Consider the following 20,342-nt stretch of genomic DNA (forward strand, 5'->3'; position numbering starts at 1 on the left):
TCCACCGCCGGCAGGTACGCACTCAGCCATGCCATCCCGTCATCCGTGTGCTCCACCACTACCCGCCGCCGCACCACCGCGGCCTCATGCCGCTCCGCGAGGGTCACCGACCGGTGCATCTCGATCAGCCGCCTGAGCGCGCGCCGGAACGAGCCCACCGGGAGCTCCTCGGCGAGCGCGACCGCGTCACCGACCAACGCGTCACGGACGTCGGGTTCGCACTCGTCCAGCCGGTCCACCAGGTACTCCGCGTGCGCGACCGTCATCCTCGCCCTGCTCAACGACTCCAGCGCGTCCGGGTACCGGTGCACCAGCGCCTCCGCACGCCGGATCAACTCCCCGGCGGCGTGCTCGGTGATCCGCATCCCCGCCGCGATCTCGAGACGGATGCCCCGCTCCACCACCTCGGTCAGCTCACGCCCGTACCTGGCCGCATCCTCCAGCGCCTCGCGGCGGGCACGGTCCACGGTAATGAAGTACTCCGCCGCGAACATCGTCACCACATCACCCGTCTCGCGCACACGGTCCATCGCATCCGACACCGGAGTACCGGAAACGCCTTCGGCTGCGATCGACATACCCCGACTTTAGAACATAGGTACGACATTCAGGCCAGCACGAACAGCAAATGTGGAGAGCGACCGAATGGCATCGATGTGGAGGAGGCAAGAGGGAACACCCATGCACGGCCCTTCCGGATCTGCATCCGCGAGCTCTGATGCCGACCGTGTGCCCGCCTTGGCCCCGACGCGGCGCTTCACACCCGCCGATGCACCAGCGTGCGCGCGGACGGCAACGCCGCCACGGGCGCGAAACCCTCCTCCTGGAACATCGACACCGTGCCGGTCGAGAATCCGGGCGGCAGCTTTCCGCCGCGCAGCGCGGTGTCGATCGGATACCCCTCGAGCGCGGTCGCACCGTGCGCAATCGCGTGAGCAACACCGGCGCTGAGCAGCGTCGCTCCGACCCCCTGCCGCCGGCGCCGCGGTGGCACGAGGATGCAGTAGATCGACCACACGAGCGGATCATCGAGCGGCTCGGGGCTGTTCGCCACGACGAGCTTCGTCGCGAGCACGTGATGCAAGCGCACACGCGGCTCGACGCCGCACCAGCCGACGGGCTCGCCGCCGTCGAGGGCGATCAGTCCGCGTGGCGGATCGAGAGTCTCGACCTGCTCGCGCAGCAGCTCGCGACGCGACTCTCGTGTTGTCGTACGCTGCTCGGAGTTGGCGAGCACGTGGAACTGGCACCAGCAGTTGCGCGCGCCCGCCTCGCTCTGGAACACCGCTTCGACGGCCGGCCACCCGGCCTCAGCCGCCGGCACCACCGTGATCGCCATGTCCGAAAGGTAGCGATCCCCACTGACATCGGGCACGCGCCCGCGCGCACCGAGCCGGCCCCGGCGAGCGCACACCCCGCGGCATCCGTCAATTGCTCTTGCGCATCGCCCGCACGCCGACCCACAGTCCGAGAACCGCGAGCACGACGGCGGCGACCCAGCCCCACAGGATCTCGACCGCGCCGAGATCGCCCGCGAACAGCGCGCGCTCGGCCTGCACGACCCAGTTCACGGGGTTGACGGTCGCGACCGCCTGCATCCACGCCGGGCCGTCATCGAGCGGCAGGAGCATGCCCGACAGGATGAGCAACGGGAAGATCAGCGTCTGCTGCACACCCCAGAACAGCCACTCGCGATCCTTGGTCTTGAGCGCGAGCGTGTACGACAGCGCACCGAGGCCGACACCGAACACCGCGAGCAGCGCGAGTCCGGCGACGAGTCCCGCCCAATTGATCGTGAAGCCGAACGGCCACGCGATCAGCACGATGATGAGCGCCTGCACGACGATCGGGGCGATCTCTTTGAGAGCGCGCCCGATGAGCAGCGACGACCGCGAAAGCGGAGCGACGAGCGTGCGCTCGTGCGAGCCCGTCATCATCTCGTATTGCAGGTTCGAGCCGGTCGCGCCCGTCCCGAACAGCACGATCATCACGAGCACGCCCGGCACGAACCACTGCAGCGTCTCGCCCACCGGGGCTCCGGACTGGCCGATCAGCAACGGCCCGAACAGGCCGAGGAACACGAGCGGCTGCACAAGGCTGAAGATGAGCGAGAACGGATCCCGCACGACGGGCTTGAGCTCGCGCGTCAGCACGTTCCACGTGTCGCGGGCGGGGTTGGCGCGCACGACTGTGTCCGGGCGCGGATTGGTCTGCATGGTGGTCATCGGTTCGCTCCCGTCGCGGTCTTCGCTTCGTCGGTGCTTCGTCTCGTCGCTGGCGCTCCTCGCTCAGCATCCGGGGTCTCGCCCTCGTCGTCTTCGGCCGGCTCGCCCTCGCCCGCCTCGCGCAGCGTGCGGCCGGTGAGCGCGAGGAACACGTCGTCGAGCGTCGGCGGAACGCCGGTCGCCGTCCGCACCGAGAGGCCGGCGGCATCGAGAGCCCGCACTGCGGTGGGCAAGAGGGCATCGCCGTCGGGAGCGGTGAGAGTCACGGAAGCGCCGTCCCGCCGCACCTCGCGATCGGTGAGCCCCTGGATCACGGCGACGGCGGATGCGGCATCCGTCTCGTCTGCGAACCCGAACGTGAGCAGGTCGCCCGCGAGGTTCGCCTTGAGCTGCGCCGCGGTGTCGTCGGCGATGACGCGGCCTTTGTCCATGACCATGACGCGCTCGGCGTAGCGGTCGGCCTCCTCGAGGTAGTGGGTCGTGAGGAAGACCGTGGTGCCGTAGGTCGCGCGCAGGTCGAGAATGTGCTGCCACAGGTTCGCGCGGCTCTGCGGGTCGAGGCCCGTCGACGGCTCATCGAGGAACAGCAGCGGGGGCGCGTGCATGAGGCCGAGGGCGATGTCGAGGCGGCGCTTCTGTCCGCCGCTGAGCTGCTGCACCGTGCGCGTCGCGAACGGTGCGAGGTCGAGCGACTCGATGAGCTCGTCGGCGCGGCGTGCCGATTCGGCGCGCGAGAGTCCGTAGAAGGCGCCCTGGCTGAGGAGCTCGTCGCGCGTGCGCTGGGCGAAGCTGCCGCTCGTGAGCTGCCCGACGTAGCCGATGCGCGCCCGCACGTCGGCGGGGTCGCGCAGGATGTCGAAGCCCACGACGCGCGCGGTGCCCGAGGTCGGTGGGATGAGGGTCGTGAGCATGCGCAGGCTCGTGGACTTGCCTGCGCCATTGGGTCCGAGGAACGCGACGAGGGCACCTCGTTCAACGTGAAAGGTCAGGTCGGTGACCGCTTCGACGGTCTTCTTCTTTACCGTGAAGCGTTTGGTGAGGCCATCCGCTTCGATGATTTCGTTCGCCATGGGTCGAGGGTAGGAACCATTGCGGACAGGTTCCGTCCGCGATGTACGGCAATCTTGAGGCATGTCGGATACGACCTCGCGAGCGCTATCGCTGCTCAATCTGCTGCAGACCCATCGCCATTGGCCGGGGTCGGAGCTCGCCGAGCGGCTCGGCGTGACCGAGCGCACGGTGCGTCGCGACGTCGAGCGGCTGCGCGAGCTGGGGTACCGCATCGAGTCGACGCCCGGTGCTGCCGGAGGCTATCGACTCGAGGCCGGGAGTGCCGTGCCTCCTCTCCTGCTCACCGACGAGGAGGCGGTCGCGATGGCGATCGGCCTGCGCGTCGCCGCGTCGCAACGGCTCGTGGACGGACCCGACACCACGCTGACGGCACTCGCGAAGCTCGAGCAGGTCCTGCCGGGGCCGCTGCGCCGACGCGTGAACGCGTTGGCCGAGGCGGTGCGGCCCGCCGGCATCCGTTCCGGCTCGCCCGTATCGAGCGAGGTGCTCGGCGAGCTCGCCCTCGCGTGCCGCGACCACGAGCGCGTGCGCTTCACTTACACGGCGCTTTCGGGCGAGGTGACGCGGCGCCGGGTCGAGCCGCACGTGCTCGCGCCCGCCGACCGCCACTGGTACCTGCTGTGCTGGGACCTCGAGCGCGACGACTGGCGCACGTTCCGCGTCGACCGCCTGTCGGACGTCGAGCACACGCGCGTACTCTTCACGCCGCGGGAGCTGACGCCCGAGGAGATCGAGGAGTTCATCCTCGTCGCGCGGTCGTGGGCTCCGCAGAACATTGAGGCGGATGCCGTGATGGAGATGCCCCTCGACGAAATGCGCGCGTACTTCGGGCAGTGGGGTCAAGGCGCCACCGCCGACGGCGAAGGTCGCACGCGGTGGCCGATGGGCGGCGGTGACTTCCGCGAGGCGATGTACGCGCTGTCGTGGATCCCGGCGGGGGTGGAGTACACGACGTCCATGCCCTCGCCAGCGCGGGAGGAGTTGCGAGAGACGTTGGAGCGGATGCTGCGCGCGCTCGCCGCGCCGCCGCCCCCGCCGCGCCCTGCCGGTCGCTGAGCTTGCCGAAGCGTCGCAGTGTCCCGGTCGCTGAGCCTGTCGAAGCGTCGCAGTGTCCCGGTCGCTGAGCCTGTCGAAGCGTCGCCCGTTCCCCGGTCGCTGAACGAGCGAACCGAGACGAAGCGTAATCCGCCCGCTACCCCGTGTTTCGGATCGGTGAAACCTCGTGACGCACAGGGAAAACTTCAGTTACACATGGCGAACCGAAAGACCAATCGGGTTACCTTGAAGTCATCGCGGCGACCGGGCGGCTCCCGGACCTCCGGCTCATACCCAGGGGTGTCGCGGGTTCGACTCCCGCCGTCGCGTCGGAAAAATGTCCTGCGCGGCACTCATCCTGCTCTCGCGACTGGCTCTGAAACCTGCTCAACTTTGGTCATCAACCGCTCGAGGTAAGTTGCCGCTGCCCCACGGGACAGGACGTTGTGCCACTTCTGGTTTGAGTACGTCCGAAGGCACGAACTGCAACTGGTCTCCGGTCCGCACTCACAGCCAGCCGCGATGTCCATACCTCGCCGGAGAACAGACTCCATGTTCTCCGCGATCAACACGGCATACCCTGCTCCACCAGGCACCGTGTCCATCAGGACAAGTTCAGGCGTCCCGTGTGCAAGGCCGCCTACGACAGTCCCGTCAACGTTGTCCCGCGCGATCTGCAGTGACTCCGTCACACCCTGCAGTAGCGCATATAGGACAGAATGTGCCACCGCCTGGCGCGCAATCGTCGTCGCCCCCGGCCACGGTACCCCGAGCGCGACACGAACGACGTCGGTCTCGTAACGGTGCCCGAGCATCCACGGGTGGAAGTGACCACCGCACGGCTTCTGTGTACGTACGTTGACGTGAGACCTGGGCGCCTCTCCAAGTGCGGTGACGCCGGCACCGCACCACTCGCAAAGCCGGTATCCCAGCTCGCCGGGGCCGAGATTGAGCCGCACAAGGCGTGCTCGCTCCTGGACCTCGCACTCGACCGGAGCTCCTCCGAGGGTAAGCGTGCGCCTCGACGTGCTCTTGCCCGGCTCGGCCACGTGCGTTTCACCCCGCCAGGCGGTTCGTGGCGGTGCATCGCCTGGCTTGCCCGGATGGGGGGAAGTAATGAATCCGAACCGCGGCTCCATGTACTTGCGGCGCGGGCCGTCCGGCGTCACGCCGCAATCAGGGCAGCCGCCGAGATCCTCGCCAAGCTTTTCCCAATACCGGCCACAGTTGTCGCAGGTCGCGAAATAGAAGGGCTGCCACTCTCGATTGTGGCGCGTTGCAACGCCCGCTGATGTCCATAGTTGGCCGCCCGCCACGATGGCAGCGCCAGGCGCATACTCGAATATCGCCTGGGAGAGATCGCGCGCGAGATCCAGCTCGGATGCCGAGCCCGGTGCACCCAGCGGCGGCTTCATCTCGACGGTATCGACGGGGAAGCCGTACTTCGGAATCAGGTTGTGATTAGCGAGATACCCGAGGAGCGGTGTGGCCCGGATCGTGTCGAGGATTCGCCCGTATCTGTCGCCGAGCGAGCCCTTTCTCGCCTTGTACGCGGCGAGCGACTCATCCTCGTAGAACTTCGTCTCTTCGCGGTACTCCTGCTGCACGGAGTCCAGGAGGCTCGTCAAGCTCGCGGACCACCCGTCCCATCGAGTTCGCTCCGTCCCGCGGATCGATACAGGAAGAACTGCCTGGATCGCCGACTCGACGCTCTCGTCGTGTCTTTCCGCGAATGCGGCGAAGAGGTCCGCGCCCGTTGGTTGACCTGCGGGAGCGTCAAAGAAGTCACCGACGGTGCGATAGATCGTTCCGGTTGTGGCGAGTTGCTCGCGGAAGAACTGGGCGAGCGCGATCGAGTAAATATGACGCTCGGCGATCCGGTCATTGTCGATCGGCACCACGGGAGGGCGAACCGTCCCACTGATCAACTGCTCAGGGCGCGCGAATGCCGCAAGGTCATGTGGCCTGCGCTGAGCGTAAGTCACCGCTAGCGCCGCGTTGTCGGACCGACGACCGGCACGACCGGCGCGCTGCACATAATTCGAGACTGTCGGCGGAACGTTGCGAAGAACGACGGACTGCAACTCGCCCACATCGACTCCGAGTTCGAACGTCGTCGAACACGACAGCACGTTGACCCGACCATCGATGAAGTCCTGCTGGATCTCGGCCGCCCGCTCGGTGCTCCACTGGGCGGTGTGCTCCATCGCGGACAACGGGATCGGATCGAGCTCGCGGTAGATGCTGCGGTAGTGATCGTCGTCGCTCTCGTCCCTCGGCCGCCAGCGCACCAGTGACCCGGCACATCGATACGTGGGACACACCCCGCGCACGTTTTCAGCCGTCAACGCCCGGCACACCGTGCAACGCCACGCGCCGCCCTCGTCAGCCACGAGTCTCGCCTCGAGTGCCCGCGGGTTCAGCCTGAGCAGCTCCCCCATGACAGAGTCATGGGTTCTCTCGAACCACAGCGCTGTCGTGGCCGAATGGTGAGTCAGAGCGTCGAAGATGCCCTCGAGAAAGCCCTCCGCCTCGGCTGGATCGCCGCCTGCGGCTCCGAGTACGCGCGCCAGGTAGTCGGACCGGGCGTTGCGACCACGAGTCGGCACCCAACTGAGCACCTTGCGCTTCTGATCAGCGCCGTGCTTGCGAACGTAGATAGGCCCCAATCGCGGTTCGAAGATCTCGTCCTTGAGGTTGACGTACTCGAGGCCCGCTACGGCTCCTTGGTGCCGCAACGAGTCGAGGAGCACTTGACAGATCGCGCGCACCTCGTCAGCACCGAATCCCGCCGCGGTGAGCGGGGGCATCGGCGGCAGTCCGCCGAAGTCCCTCATCCGCCAGGAGACGAGCCCCACCCCCTCCAAGGACATGCGGCGGTCAACGCCGATGAGCTCGGCCTGCAGCCACGTCTCGGCCGTACGTTGACGCGTGAGTGCGGTGTCCGTCGGCGCGAAGACGCCAGCTTGCGAGGCCTCGTTACTAATGAGCGCCGCGACGTCCTCGACAGCGGCAGGCTGCCCTTCGAACTGACCTCTCTGGACAGCCCTGAAGATAAGCCGTCGCTGCAGCAGGCGGCCATATGAGTTCTCCAGGTAGGGAGCGAAGAAGGCTGCTTGCTGGCGGCTATCGCTGAACGCCAGGAGCTTCCGTCCACCCCCAGGTAGAAGCGCCTCATGCTCGGACTGTGCCGGCAACTGCGGGTACAGCGCAGTCACGAGGACGGCCACAGCGGCATCGTTGCCCGACTCGAACCGGCGGATGAGGCGAGGCCGGTTTCCTCCGCAGTGCCCGCATTTGCGAGGACTCTCCGCCGATCGACTGATCTGCACAACGGTGCGGGTGGGAGTTCCGGCGCACTCGGCGTTCGCACATGGCCGACCGACGTCCTGGCTCAGCCCACCGCATCTCGGGCAAAGGGCCAATGACGCCCCCGATCCGGCGTTGGGCGGCGACGGCTCGTCCAGGAGCACGACATCCTCGTCGTACTCCGCTGAGGCGTCCGGTTCGAGCGAGAGCCAAACGACGCGCTGGTCGTCGCCGCTTTTGGGCGACAGCCTCCGAGACCTGCCTGTGATCTCCACCGTTCCCACGATGTGAACGGCGCCGCAAAGCTGACATGCTGCCATCTCGAATGCCTGCCAATCGCAGGTCGCGCAGCGTTCATGGCGGCTCAGTGTGACATGTGGTCCGTCAGGCGACAGACACACGAATGCCCCCTCCGTTGCCCGGGCGAGGAGGTGGTATTTTGCCGAGAGAACCGGCTCACCGTCTGGCGTACGCTGGCTAGCCCCCCACGCCACGAGGCGCGTGATCTCCTCGACAGAGGGCGGCGCGACCGGATCGAGACGTTGTGCAAGATCGCCGATAGTGCGCGCACGGTCGCCAGCAATGGATCGAATGCTGGTCAGTCGCTGCTCGCCGACGAGGGCGGTCGCGATGTCATCCGCTGGGCTTCCGTGCGCGCGCGCGGCCGCCAGCAGTGCATCCGGATCGGTGAGTGAGAGTTCGTCACTTGTGAAATGTCCCCATGTCGGGGTCCCGGTCACGTCCACGCGACGAGCAGAGATCACGTCGGCAGGGCCGTCTTCTCCAGTGGCGAAAGGGAGGCCAAACAACGCCTCCGCGAACCGTGCCGCCCGCGCGATGTCGTTGCCGACTGTGGCGCTGGTCGCGATCGCTTGAAGCGCCGACCCATGGCCCACACGCTCGCGAAGCCGGCGAAGAAGAAAGCCGACCTCGGCCCCCGATGCTCCGTCGTAGACGTGTGCTTCGTCGACCACGATGAATTGCCATGTGCTGGTTCCGCGTGGCGCAGCGAAGAGCTCCATGTCCTGCGGGCGAAGCAAGAGGTATTCCAGCATCGCGTAGTTGGTGAGGAGGAGATGCGGCGACGTCGCGCGCATCTGCTCTCGGCTGAGAAGCTCGTTCGGCAACATGGGTTGACCTGGGAACTGCTTGCCGAACTTCTTGCGCGCGTTCTCCGTCGTCTGCTCTGTGTCGCCGGTGTAACGTCCGAACGTGATCTGCGGCGTCTGCGCGAGCAACGAACGAAGCCGCTTCAGTTGATCATTCGCGAGGGCGTTCATCGGGTAGAGGAGGATCGCTCGGACACCGGCACCGAGAGTTCCCGCCTCGTGCTCACGTAGGAGACGATCCAGAATGGGTAAGAGGAAGCTCTCGGTCTTGCCAGAGCCCGTACCGGTTGCGACGACGCAATTGCGCCCTGCGTGAATCGCGCGGATCGACTCTTCCTGGTGCGAGTAGAGGGGACGGTCGAGTGGAAATGCTGGCGACTCGAGCGACGCGAAGCTCGAGCACAGGATGCCTTCGGCGATGAGGTGCGCGGGTGATGCACCCTTCATGAAGGGAGGCGTCGCCTCCAAGTACGGTCCTTTGACGAGTTGCTGTGTCGCTTCTGCATCGATCGCGCGATGCAACGCAGCCGCAATGGATGGGTCATTCGGCGTCACGAGCGAGCGCAGGTAGCGCCGGTACGCGTTCGAGACCGTCGCCGCCATGGCGACAGGATCAATGGCTGTTGTCATCCTCACTCCACCTCGTAATCCAGAGTTCCGCGAGTCCGAGATCCTGTTGAACAATGGCCGGCGCCGCATCGGCCAACCGCATATATGCCGCACGAAGCCTTTCGAAGGCGCGAGCGGATGCGGCGCCGCCCCTCGCCGCGGTGCGCGCTACGAGCGCACACGCGAGCGACAGCACAGGCAGGCTCATCCAGCCGTTCTCACTTGCGCGCTTGTCCATGGGGTCGGTCGCAACAACGCCTCGATCCGCTTCGAGCGCAGCCCGCGCCTCGGAGATGAGTGTCCGCGAAACGGCAATCACCGCGTCCAACCCGCGATCACGTCGGTGGTCGAACAGCTGCTTGCTCGCCTGCGCGCGAGAATCCTTGTCGAGGAGCCCTCGCGGCAGCAGGTTGGCAACCGCCATGATGGCGTCGATCCGATCCTGCGGCATGGGATCGAGCGCTCGTTCCGTCGGGCCGAAACGTCCGACTGTCGCGAACGGATCCTCACCGTGGTCGAGGATGGAGAGCGCGGAATCCCCGACGAACTCGATCAGATTCTGACGGAATTGTTCTCGGCCACCGCCGCCGTGTTCATCGCTGTCGGCCACGATGCCTAGCGCAGGGCTGAAAGCCCACAGCAGGTCAGACGATGCCCACGACTCACACGGCACAGTGACCACGTCCGCCTCGACAAACAGTCTGAAAAGGTCGTTCGCGTCAGCGCGAGAGTGGAGCACCGCGTCCACGACGTGTACTCGGTTCGAACGCACCGCCTCGGCCAGATTCGAGCGAAGCCGATCGACGTCATGCGCCTTGGCGAACTTCGGCACGAGCGTATAAATCTTCAGGGCGGTGCTCAGAGACGTGAGCGCAGACGGACATCCACCTCGACCCGACAGCCAGGTCCGAAACCCGGCCTCAGCGTCGTCGTCCGGCTCGACCGGCGTGCCCCACTCCGCGATGAACGCGTTTCGGGTCGACCAGTCTGGAAGTTCGGGCGCCTCGAACGGCACCCACGGATTGGCGACGTATGCGACAAACGTCGCCGCACCTTCGCCGAGGAGGGACTCTGGCAGACGCGCGCTCGTCTCGCCCTCCGTGAAGTCGATCTTTATCGGCTCCTTCCATGGCGCGTACCGGGGATATGCCAGTGCCATGAGCCCCTCGACCGACTGCGAGTCCTCAAGCACGAGAATGCCGTCGCTTACGCGCACACCTGACGCGAGCTGTCGCGGCCGCACATAGGCGACAGGAATCGAGCGGTCTTCGGCAACGAGCCGAAGCTGCGCGAACCGGTGCCGCTCCAGCGTGTCGCTCAGTCGCGCGAGCGAGAACGTTCGAGAGTCCCCGGACGACTGCATCGAGTCGACCACCTGCACGAGTCGGCCTGACACAAGCGCAGCGAGCTGGGTTCGGCCCGTGCGCGACGGCACATCGATGTGCAGTGTTGCATCTCGCAGCAGTTCGAGGTCGAGTGGAATCGGGCCGCCCGACTTGGAACGTGAGATCGATCCCCCGGCACTCACAGCCATCGAGGGGAGTCGCACGGTGACGTCAAGCATTCCGGTGCGAGTGCGAAGTGTCGTGGTGCGGCGCCAATGCTTTGCGTCGAACAGAAGGCGCGACTCCGTCTGGCCACCCTCGCCGTACCGGATTCGTACCTCGGCGCCATCGAGTCCTTGCCCGTCTGCGCGCATCCAACGGAATGGTGTGGATGAGATCGCGGTAGCGCCCTGCGCGACCGCCGCCCTGAGCACCGCGCCGCGTCCCAATGGGCCGCGGACTGAAAGGACGAAATCGCCGATGACCGGGTGGATTGTCTTTGCCCACGGGTCGACGACGCGAGCCTCCGCCGCGACCGTGAACTCGCTCGTCGCAATCTCGGCGCCATCGTCACGAGCGATCGACACGTGCCATGTGAGCGTTCCTTCCCCGCTGCTGCCTGGGAGCTCCAGACGCGGCGGTTCGAATAGCACCGGCCTCCCGTCGCGCGTCGCGATAAAGGGGACACGATCCCCCTCGACCAACCTCGGGCGTCGAATCGTCGACACGTACCGCGCACGTGCTGCTTCGACCAGCGATAGCCGCTGCGCCCCGACAAGGTCGACTGCCGCAAAGGTCCACCCCTGCCAACCGCTCGGTGTGGCTGCTTCTTCGATGACGACGACTGGCGCGTCGGAAGTAAGCCGTTCGGCGACGGGCGCACCCGACTCATTCGGAAAGGCCACCCAGACTCGGCCCCGCGGAAGCGTGTTGCGCGGCGGGATGAGTACTTGGGAGTCGGCGTCGAAGACGAGGAGCGGATCCTCGACGTCGACCACCTCGAGATCCCACGTCTGCCCCGACGGCATCACCTGCACGACGGCCCTCCTCACGGGGGCACGGAGGCTCACAAACTTTGGCTCCACCGGGTCACCTGGCCAAGGCGCGTAAGAATGGACCCGCTCGCCCATCCCGTCGGCCGACACGAACCACTCGACGTCGGTCTCGGTGACGGCTTCAAGCGGCGGCAGCCGCACCTGCACACCACCCTGTGGCGAGAACGAGATGGACGGAACGACGTCAGCCGGTCCGCGGTGCCGTCCTCTCCGCTGCGCGTGCCCTCGCCGTGACCCGAGCGCGTCCGAGATCCGTTCGAGCACCGCCGGAGAGAGTCCCGCGTCGCGTAACCCTCCAGCGTCGAGCTGATCGATCGCGACCAGGCACCGCTCGACGAAGTCCTCCGCAATCTCACCCGTCTCAGTGAGGAAGAGCCATGTCGGCACGTCGATGCCCCGCGTCACCGCAACGCGCTGCGACAGACTCGAGATCCACCCGATGAAGCTGCGAGCATCGCCGGAGGGGTTCAGCTCATCCCACCGTGCCAGAACCGTAGCAAACGCGCCGACGCTGTTGAGAGGTATGCCCGCGTGCAACAGGATCTCGCCGACGTTCCGGCGCGCGGGCAGGGTGAATCGTGACAGCCCAAGCGTCGTAAGCCCGTATCGAAACGACTCCGCCAGCTCGGCTTGCTTGTTCCCATCGCCGCGCGCATCGAAGGCCGCGAAGACGTGATCCCAGTAGGTGCCCGAGTCGTAATCGCGAGCGCCGACCGCGCAGAGACCGGCGAGCAGGACGGCGCGGTATGAGCGTGCAAGGCGCGAGCGCTCATAAGCCGAAGGGCGCCGGATCCAATTCAGCCCGAAGATTCGGAACGCGGCTAGTGCCTCCGCCGTGTCGACGCCGGCTTCGGAGACCAGCGAGCACCCCACCATGCGCCTTCGCCAGTCCCGCTCCCACTGGTCGAAGAGCTCGTTTGTGACGACTACCATGTCGACTCCCCTGCCCCGCGGTCTAGTTTGTCGGACGAGTAGGTGAAGGGGAATTACCGTTCAGTACGACCACTCCCATCCCGTCGGGCCGCCACCAGGCGCGAGCACCACCACTCCGCTGGTCGCCGCGACGTCGAGCACAATCCACCCCGACACACTCTGGCCAGGCCCGATCTGCGACGGAAGCTGTTGCCCAGCGTCGACGCACGACCACGCGTTTCCGACAGGGGCGTTCAGGCGCTTGCCCTCGACGTCATACGCCTGCCAGTCGTACTCGGTGAACGAGAGCCACGGGAAGTCGTCGTCCGCCAGCTCAGGGGTCGTCTCGATGTTCAGGTGGATCCCGAGATAGTGACCGTTTGCAGGCGCCTCGGAGAAGCTGCTTGTGCACTCGAAGTCGAGCACGATGTCGGTGACGGCGAAGCGCGACGTGATGACATCGGTCGCAAGCGAGGATGTGCCGGCGAGCTGACCGACCTCCTTCACGAGGTTCCCGCGCGGGCTTGTGACCGATTCGCCGAACTCGGACTGCTCGATCGTCTCGACGGGTTCGGGCGTCGGCTCAACGACCTGCACGGGCTTCGTGTCCGGCGTCTTGCCCGAGTCGGCGGGCTGCGACGGAGAGCACGCGGTCAAGGCGATGCCAAGGGCTGCGGATGCCGCAACGATGGGAACGATCTTCTTCATGGTGGACTCCAATCGGGTCAAGAGCGAACGGGCGGGGCGGCCCCCAAAATCGCCCCGCCCGTTGCAGCGGTCTGGCACCGCCACGACCTGATCTTGGACACAGCCAGGAGCGCGTGCGCCACCGACCCCGATAACCTGCCTTATCGTCAGCAACGGGCACGCGATGTCGTCGCTGTCCACTACATTGACGCCGTGTCCACCGAGCCCTCGTTGCTTATCGACCTCGCCGGCGTCGCCCGGCTGGCCGACGTCAAGCGCCCCGTGGCATCGGTGTGGCGCACGAGGTTCGCGAGCTCGACCGACCCGTTCCCTGCTCCCGTCTCCGAGCGGGCCGGGCGTGCCTTCTTCGACGCGCTCGAGGTTGCGCAGTGGCTCGTCCGAACCGATCACGGGAACAACCCGGATGCGGTGGCTGACGCCGCGGCAGCGGCCGCTCCCGACGGGTTCGACCGCGCCGACCTTTCGCATGTCGCGGCCGTCGACGCGCTCCTCGCGCTGGCAGCGGCCAGCGGGACCCCGATCGCCGAAATGCAGGAGGGTGTCCAGACTCATGTGGCCGAGATCGATCCGTCGGACGTCTTCCTCGCGACAGAAGTCGCGGCTGCATCCCCCGAGTGGCACGCGTGGGCGGATCAGCTCGCCGACGCTGCGTACTCCCCCCTCGAAGCATCCCGACTTCTGGAGCGCGGCCATCTCACGACTCGGTCACGAGCCGGCTCGTCGGGCCCTCTGCACGGCGATGCGGAGGCGCTCACGGCGCGACTCGTGGCTGCCCTGTTCGAGGACGGCTTCGCCGAGCTCTCCGTCGCTGGAGAGATCCACCCGAGGCTCGCCGAGTTGATGTTCTCGGGTGTCGGGCAGGACGCCGATCTGCTCGTCTCTGATGACCACCTCGGCCGATGGATCCGGCGGCGACTGCTCTGCGACGGGATCGTCCTTCCCTTCCCCGTGCCCGAGCCCGACGGACCGCGCCTGTCGGTGCTTCGCCTGCCGACCGCGACGGCGACTTCCACGGCTGCGATCCTTCACATGGTCGACGAGTTGGCTCTCGACCTCAGACGCGAGGATCGAGCCGTCGTCATCGCTCCGTCGTGGGCGCTCACCGACGGCATCGTGGGAGCGGATGCTGGGCTGCGCGCAGAAGTGCTCCGGTCGGGCTTCGTGCGAGCGATCGTGAAGCTGCCCGCCGGACTGGTCGCCTCGGCGCCTCGGGAATCGCTGACACTGTGGGTCCTGGGCCGGGAGATCGGTGACGTGCCGGTTGCCGAGCGATTCACCGCGGTTGCCGACCTGTCCGACGTCGCCCCGACCGACGCGGCTGTGACCGACCTGATCAGCGATGTGCTGGCAGCGCTCGGCAGTGCCCGCGATGTCCGCGCTCATGCGTTCCGCTTCACCCGCCTGGTGCGGACGACCTCGCTCCTCGCCGCGGAAGGCGCGCTCACCTCCATCGTCCACCCGCGGGCCTCGGAGCCGAACCGCCGGGAGCTGCCCGTGCTTCTCGACCACGCCCGAGTGGCGCTCGGCGACGATGCACCCCGGCTCGAGCCGGTGCCGACGAATGAGCCGCCGCTTGCGCCCGTGCCGCTCGAACAGCTTCTCGACGCACGGCATGTCCGCCTTCTCCCTGGTACGCGTATCGGCGCCGCAGAGCTCGGCACGGAAGGTCTGGTCGTCATCCAGTCGGATGACCTCGAACGGCCGGGTCATATCGGCGAACGCCGCATCGATCCGCTGGTGTTCGCATCGTCATATCCGAACGCGCAACTCACCGCCCCTGGCGACGTGGTGTTCCGGACGGCGCCGACCGCGCGCGCATGGGTCGATCCCGACGGGGCGAAGGTCGTCTGCGCGCCGGCCCGGATCCTGCGTGTCGATGCGGCAGACCCCGGCGGACTCGTCCCCGAGGTGGTCGCCGCTGACATCGATCGCTCTCCCGCCGGCCCCGGTTCCTGGCGGCGTTGGCGCCTGCGCCGCGTCGCCGCCAAGCACGCCTCTCCGCTTCGCAGGTCACTCGAAGATCTCGCAGCTCGGCGGCAGAACCTCGAGATGCGCATCACGGCCCTCGACGCCTACGCCGACCTCCTCGTCTCCGCCGTCGCCTCCGGCACGGTGACACTCGCCGAACACTCCGTCGATGCCGCGGCCGCGGCATCCGATTCGATATGAAGGACAACATGCCTCGAACGCCGAAAGCCGCCCCGCAGGCGCCGTCGACCATGAAGGAGCTCAAAGACACGCTCTGGAAGGCCGCCGACAAACTGCGCGGTTCCATGGACGCCTCGCAGTACAAGGACGTCATCCTCGGACTGGTCTTCCTCAAGTACGTGTCCGACGCGTTCGACGAGCGCCGCGCCGGCATCCGCGCGGAGCTCACCGCCGAGGGGTATGACGAAGACCAGATCGCCGAGCTCATCGACGACACCGACGAGTACACCGGCCGTGGAGTGTTCTGGGTGCCCGCTAACGCCCGGTGGAACTTCCTTGCCGAGAATGCGAAGGGATTGGGGCCGTCGATGGATGCCCCCGAGAAGTCGATCGGTGCGCTGATCGACGAGGCGATGGATGCTGTCATGCAGGCCAACCCGCAGCTGTCGGGCACGCTGCCGCGCATCTACAACCGCGACAACGTCGACCAGCGGCGCCTGGGCGAGCTCGTCGACCTGTTCAACTCGGCCCGGTTCGCCGCGCAGGGTCAGGGCGGGTCGGACGGACGCCGCGCGCGCGACCTGCTCGGGGAGGTGTACGAGTACTTTCTCGAGAAGTTCGCGGCGGCCGAAGGCAAGCGGGGCGGAGAGTTCTACACGCCGGCCGGCGTCGTCCGCGTGCTGGTGGAGGTGCTCCAGCCCACTCGCGGACGCGTATACGACCCATGTTGCGGGTCGGGTGGCATGTTCGTGCAGGCCGAGAAGTTCATCGACGCCCACCACGGCGAGGGCAGCGACATCTCCGTCTACGGCCAGGAGCTCAACGAGCGCACGTGGCGCATGGCGAAGATGAACCTCGCCATCCACGGCCTCTCCGGCAATCTCGGACCCCGCTGGGGCGACACGTTCGCGCGCGATCTGCACCCCGATCTGCAGGCCGACTTCGTGATGGCGAACCCGCCCTTCAACATCAAGGACTGGGCGCGCAGCGAGTCCGACCCGCGGTGGCGGTTCGGCGTGCCCCCGGCGAACAACGCCAACTACGCCTGGATTCAGCACATCCTCTCCAAACTCGCCCCCGGCGGACAGGCTGGCGTGGTCATGGCCAACGGATCGATGTCGTCGAACTCCGGCGGCGAGGGGCAGATCCGCGCCGAGATCGTCGAAGCCGATCTCGTCTCGTGCATGGTCGCGCTGCCCACCCAGCTGTTCCGCTCCACCGCCATTCCGGTGTGCGTGTGGTTCTTCGCGAAGGACAAGGGCGACCGCGCCGGCCAGGTGCTGTTCATCGACGCCCGCAACCTCGGCCACATGGTCGACCGCGCCGAACGCGCCCTGAGCGACGACGACATCGCGAAGATCGCCGGCACCTTCCACGCGTGGCGAGGAATCGAATCGGATGCCTCGACCGGCGAATACGCGGACGTTCCCGGCTTCTGCTACTCGGCGACGCTCGCCGAGATCAAGGCCGCCGACTACGCGCTCACGCCTGGTCGCTACGTCGGTGCACCCGAGGCCGAAGACGACGGTGAGCCCATCGAGGAGAAGCTCATGCGCCTCCGCGCCGAGCTGGAGAAGCAGTTCGCCGAGTCGGCCAGACTCGCCGAGGTCGTCCGTGAGCAGCTCGGGAGGGTCGATGTCTAGGGATCGATGGCAACGGTGCCGCCTCGGTGATGTCACGCTGAGCTTCAACTCGCGGCGCCGCCCGGTGAAGAGCGTGGACCGAACGGCGGGTCCCTACCCGTACTACGGGGCGTCAGGGGTAATCGACTACGTTGATGACTTCCTGTTCGAGGGGTTGCATCTTCTAGTCGCCGAAGACGGGGAGAACCTTCGGTCGCGCAACACGCCTGTGGCGTTCCTCGCCGACGGGCGTTTCTGGGTCAGTAACCATGCGCACGTTCTCCGCGGAAATGATTGTGCGGACACGCGCTACCTGGCGTACGCGCTTGAGCAACTTGATCTGTCTGGATATCTGACCGGCTCGACCCAACCCAAGCTAACGAAGGCTGCGCTCGACGCCATTCAGCTGGATTTGCCCCCACAGCACGAGCAACAGGCGATCGCCGAGGTGCTGGGCGCCCTCGACGACAAGATCGCCGCCAACACCGCCCTCGCGTCAAGGTGCGATGAATTGGTTCGGGCGGAGTACCTCAGCGTCGTAGGTGAGCGCACTCCGGTGGGCAAAGTCGCGGAGTCTCCCCGATCTGGAGTCGATCCTTCTGGCGTGGACCCGCAGACTCCCTACGTCGGACTGGAACATCTTGATCGGCGCGAGATGTGGCTGGCGAGGAACGGCACCGCCGATGAGGTGTCGAGTGCCAAGTCGCGGTTTGAGCCGGGGGATGTGTTATTCGGGAAGCTTCGGCCGTACTTCCACAAGGTCGCCTCAGCCCCGGGGATCGGTATCTGCTCGACGGACATCCTCGTGGTTCGTGCTCTAGACACCCGGATGGCGACTGTTCTCTTGGCGGCCCTGTCGAGCGACGCGGTGATTGAGGCGGTAGTCGCCGCCAGCGAAGGGACCCGCATGCCGCGGACGAGCTGGAAGGACTTGGCGAGAGTGGAGATCACCTGGCCGGTTGCGGCCGATGCCGGGCGTCTCGCGCAACGGCTCGACGCGATTCGAGATGCGGCGATCGCTCATCTGGCTGAGAACCGCACGCTAGCAGAGACCCGCGACGCGCTCCTCCCACACCTGATGTCGGGCCAACTCCGCGTCCGCGACGCAGAGAAGATTGCGGCGGATGCCGGCGCATGATTGCGTTGCCGCTCGGACGGGATACATTCACATGACTGCACTGTCGCATGCACCAGGGGGATCCATCGCATGACCACGTCGGTCGCGCCGTCTTCGGCGCCCTCACCCGCACCTCGACGACGCAAGACGGCATCGCGTCTGGGGTGGGCGGTCCTCATCGTTCTGCTCGTCGTCGCAGCGGTTCTTGGAGGGTGGGCTTACGAGCGGTTCTTCGGCGCGACCGCCCACACGAGCGACACGCAGATCTACCAGTCGGTGCAGCGCGAAGAGAAGGTGTCTCTGCTGGCGCTCGGCATCCAGGGCATCGAAAAGAAGACTGCCGACGGCAAGATTCTTGGCGTGCCGGCACCCGCGGCCGACAGGACGACACTGATCCAGTACCAATTCACCGCGCGAGTGGGCATCGACGGCGAGAAAGTCACGATCGTCGCGGGCGACGCGGAGAATGCCTACGTCATCTCCATCCCAGAGTTCATCTTCATCGGGTACGACGACCCCCACTTCGAGGACGCCATCGAGAGCAACGGCCCGCTCAGCTTCCTCACCGAAGAGGTCGAGGTGACGCAGATGATCAACACCATCCTCAGCGACGAGAACCAGCAGGCCTACATCGAGGATCACGAGCAGACGCTTCGTGACCAGGCGCAGGCGTACTACACCGGCATCATCGCCAGCATCGACCCCGACGCGACGGTCACCTTCGAGTTCGCGCAGTGATACCCGGCACGACCGGAGGAAGGCATCTTCACCATGGCCAATGACCTTGAGGAACTCGGCGCACTGAGCGGCGAGCCCGGCGGCGACATCGAGCTCGTGGTCGACGGCGAGGGTCTGGCTGTCCTCGGCCAACCCGCCGCCGTCGAGCGCTTCGCCGCGTCGACAGGGCTTCCATCGCGCGAACTCGACCTGCGACGACTGACCTCGTCCGTTTCAACGGGCGGAGCGGCGTTGCAGGCGGCTTCGGAGATCTCCGCCAATGCGGGGCGATGGATGAAGCTCACGGAGGAATCCGCGCGCGCCGCGCAGATCGCATCGCGCGGCGCGAAGAACGCGAGGTTTGTAGAGCGTGGAAACGACCTCGTTCAAGCCACGACGCGTGGGGCGAACGGTCAGTTCACGAAGAACCTGCAGTTCCTCAAGCCTGGCAGCGCAGGCGCCTTGCTCACTAACCCTGCGCTCCTCGCCGGCGTCGGCGGCATCATGGCGCAGTATGCGATGCAGCAGACGATGGAGGAGATCACCGACTACCTCGCGAAGATCGATGCGAAGGTCGACGATATCCTCCGCGCGCAGAAAGACGCCGTGCTCGCCGACATGATCGGCGTCGAACTGATGCTCGACGAGGCGATGGTCGTGCGCTCGGAGGTCGGCCGGGTCTCAGAGGTGACGTGGTCGAAGGTGCAGGGCTCGGCGTCGACCATCGCTCGCACCCAGGCGTATGCGCTGCGCCAGCTGGACGGTCTCGCAGAGAAGCTCGAGCGTGAGACGAAGGTGAGTGAGCTCGCCGATCTGTCGAAGCAGGCGCAGGACACCGTGGTCGAGTGGCTCGCCGTACTCGCCCGATGCTTCCAGTTGCAGGAGGGGCTCGGCGTCTTGGAACTCGATCGCGTGCTCGACGCATCGCCCGAAGAGCTGGACCGCCATCGGGTCGCTCTGCAGACGGCGCGGCAGCGTCGACGGGAACTCATCGCGACGACCACGACGCAGCTCGTGGCGCGAATGGACGCGGCCGCGAGCCGAGCGAACGCGAAGGTGCTGCTGAACCCGGTGTCGGCGAAGGTCGTGGTGCACGCGAGCAATCACGTGGCCGCCGGCGTCGGTGACCTGCATGCGACGCTCGGAGTTGCCGACGAGCGTGCTGCGCTGGAGGCACGCCGCTGGTCGGCGGCCGCCGCAGAGGCTCGCGATGACGTCGTGGAGGCGAGCAAGGAGGGCCTGCAGACCGTGGGTCGCTTCGGAAACGAAGCCGTGGAGAACGCCCGAATGGCGACGGGCAAGCTTGCGGAGAAACTCGCGGTGCGCCTACAGCGCACCAGCTCGACGCAGGCGACCGAGGCGGAGGAGCCGGAGCACTGA

General features: G+C 66.6%; 11 protein-coding genes, 1 tRNA gene and 1 pseudogene. 7 read left to right on the forward strand and 6 right to left on the reverse strand.

Annotation, left to right across the window (positions count from 1 at the left end):
• From VFF97_RS06110 to VFF97_RS06125, 4 genes and pseudogenes are all read right to left on the reverse strand, one after another.
• Positions 1-578 (reverse strand): annotated as a pseudogene (locus VFF97_RS06110) (HNH endonuclease); the annotation flags it as partial.
• Positions 579-757: 179 nt separating this feature from the next.
• Complete coding sequence (locus tag VFF97_RS06115) at positions 758-1,339, reverse strand: GNAT family N-acetyltransferase (protein ID WP_325032603.1); 582 nt, start codon at positions 1,337-1,339, stop codon at positions 758-760.
• 88 nt (positions 1,340-1,427) lie between these two features.
• Positions 1,428-2,225 carry an ABC transporter permease gene (locus tag VFF97_RS06120; protein ID WP_325032604.1) on the reverse strand — a complete coding sequence of 266 codons (798 nt, stop codon included), beginning with the start codon at positions 2,223-2,225 and terminating at the stop codon, positions 1,428-1,430.
• Complete coding sequence (locus VFF97_RS06125) at positions 2,222-3,295, reverse strand: ATP-binding cassette domain-containing protein (RefSeq protein ID WP_325032605.1); 1,074 nt, start codon at positions 3,293-3,295, stop codon at positions 2,222-2,224. Before VFF97_RS06125 ends, VFF97_RS06120 begins: the two co-directional genes overlap by 4 nt.
• Positions 3,296-3,356: 61 nt before the next feature.
• On the opposite strand from VFF97_RS06125, the gene VFF97_RS06130 reads away from it, so the two are divergent.
• Positions 3,357-4,352 carry a YafY family protein gene (locus VFF97_RS06130; protein WP_325032606.1) on the forward strand — a complete coding sequence of 332 codons (996 nt, stop codon included), beginning with the start codon at positions 3,357-3,359 and terminating at the stop codon, positions 4,350-4,352.
• A 235-nt stretch (positions 4,353-4,587) separates the two neighbouring features.
• Positions 4,588-4,661 (forward strand) — tRNA-Met (locus VFF97_RS06135).
• 23 nt (positions 4,662-4,684) lie between these two features.
• On the opposite strand, the gene VFF97_RS06140 is transcribed toward VFF97_RS06135, so the two are convergent.
• Positions 4,685-9,352 (reverse strand): DEAD/DEAH box helicase, encoded by a 4,668-nt coding sequence (locus tag VFF97_RS06140; protein ID WP_325032607.1) that lies wholly within the window; start codon positions 9,350-9,352, stop codon positions 4,685-4,687.
• Positions 9,353-9,362: 10 nt separating this feature from the next.
• Complete coding sequence (locus VFF97_RS06145; protein ID WP_325032608.1) at positions 9,363-12,671, reverse strand: hypothetical protein; 3,309 nt, start codon at positions 12,669-12,671, stop codon at positions 9,363-9,365.
• A 189-nt stretch (positions 12,672-12,860) separates the two neighbouring features.
• Here VFF97_RS06145 and VFF97_RS06150 point away from each other — a divergent pair, with 189 nt between their 5' ends.
• The 5 genes from VFF97_RS06150 (at position 12,861) to VFF97_RS06170 (ending at position 20,342) form a co-directional block, all read left to right on the forward strand.
• Positions 12,861-15,527 carry a hypothetical protein gene (locus tag VFF97_RS06150; RefSeq protein ID WP_325032609.1) on the forward strand — a complete coding sequence of 889 codons (2,667 nt, stop codon included), beginning with the start codon at positions 12,861-12,863 and terminating at the stop codon, positions 15,525-15,527.
• An 8-nt stretch (positions 15,528-15,535) separates the two neighbouring features.
• The gene (locus tag VFF97_RS06155) at positions 15,536-17,149 is read left to right on the forward strand and encodes a class I SAM-dependent DNA methyltransferase (protein WP_325032610.1); all 1,614 of its coding nucleotides are present in this window, start codon (positions 15,536-15,538) and stop codon (positions 17,147-17,149) included.
• Positions 17,142-18,266, forward strand: a complete 1,125-nt coding sequence (locus VFF97_RS06160) for a restriction endonuclease subunit S (protein ID WP_325032611.1) — start codon at positions 17,142-17,144, stop codon at positions 18,264-18,266. The genes VFF97_RS06155 and VFF97_RS06160 overlap by 8 nt, the downstream gene beginning before the upstream one ends.
• 69 nt (positions 18,267-18,335) lie before the next feature.
• Positions 18,336-18,983, forward strand: coding sequence for a hypothetical protein (locus tag VFF97_RS06165; protein ID WP_325032612.1), 648 nt, complete (start codon positions 18,336-18,338; stop codon positions 18,981-18,983).
• Between the two features lie 33 nt (positions 18,984-19,016).
• On the forward strand, positions 19,017-20,342 hold the full coding sequence (locus tag VFF97_RS06170; RefSeq protein ID WP_325032613.1) for a hypothetical protein: 1,326 nt from the start codon (positions 19,017-19,019) through the stop codon (positions 20,340-20,342).

Origin of the sequence: Microbacterium sp., from assembly GCF_035687345.1 — a bacterium.
Taxonomy (GTDB): Bacteria; Actinomycetota; Actinomycetes; order Actinomycetales; family Microbacteriaceae; genus Microbacterium.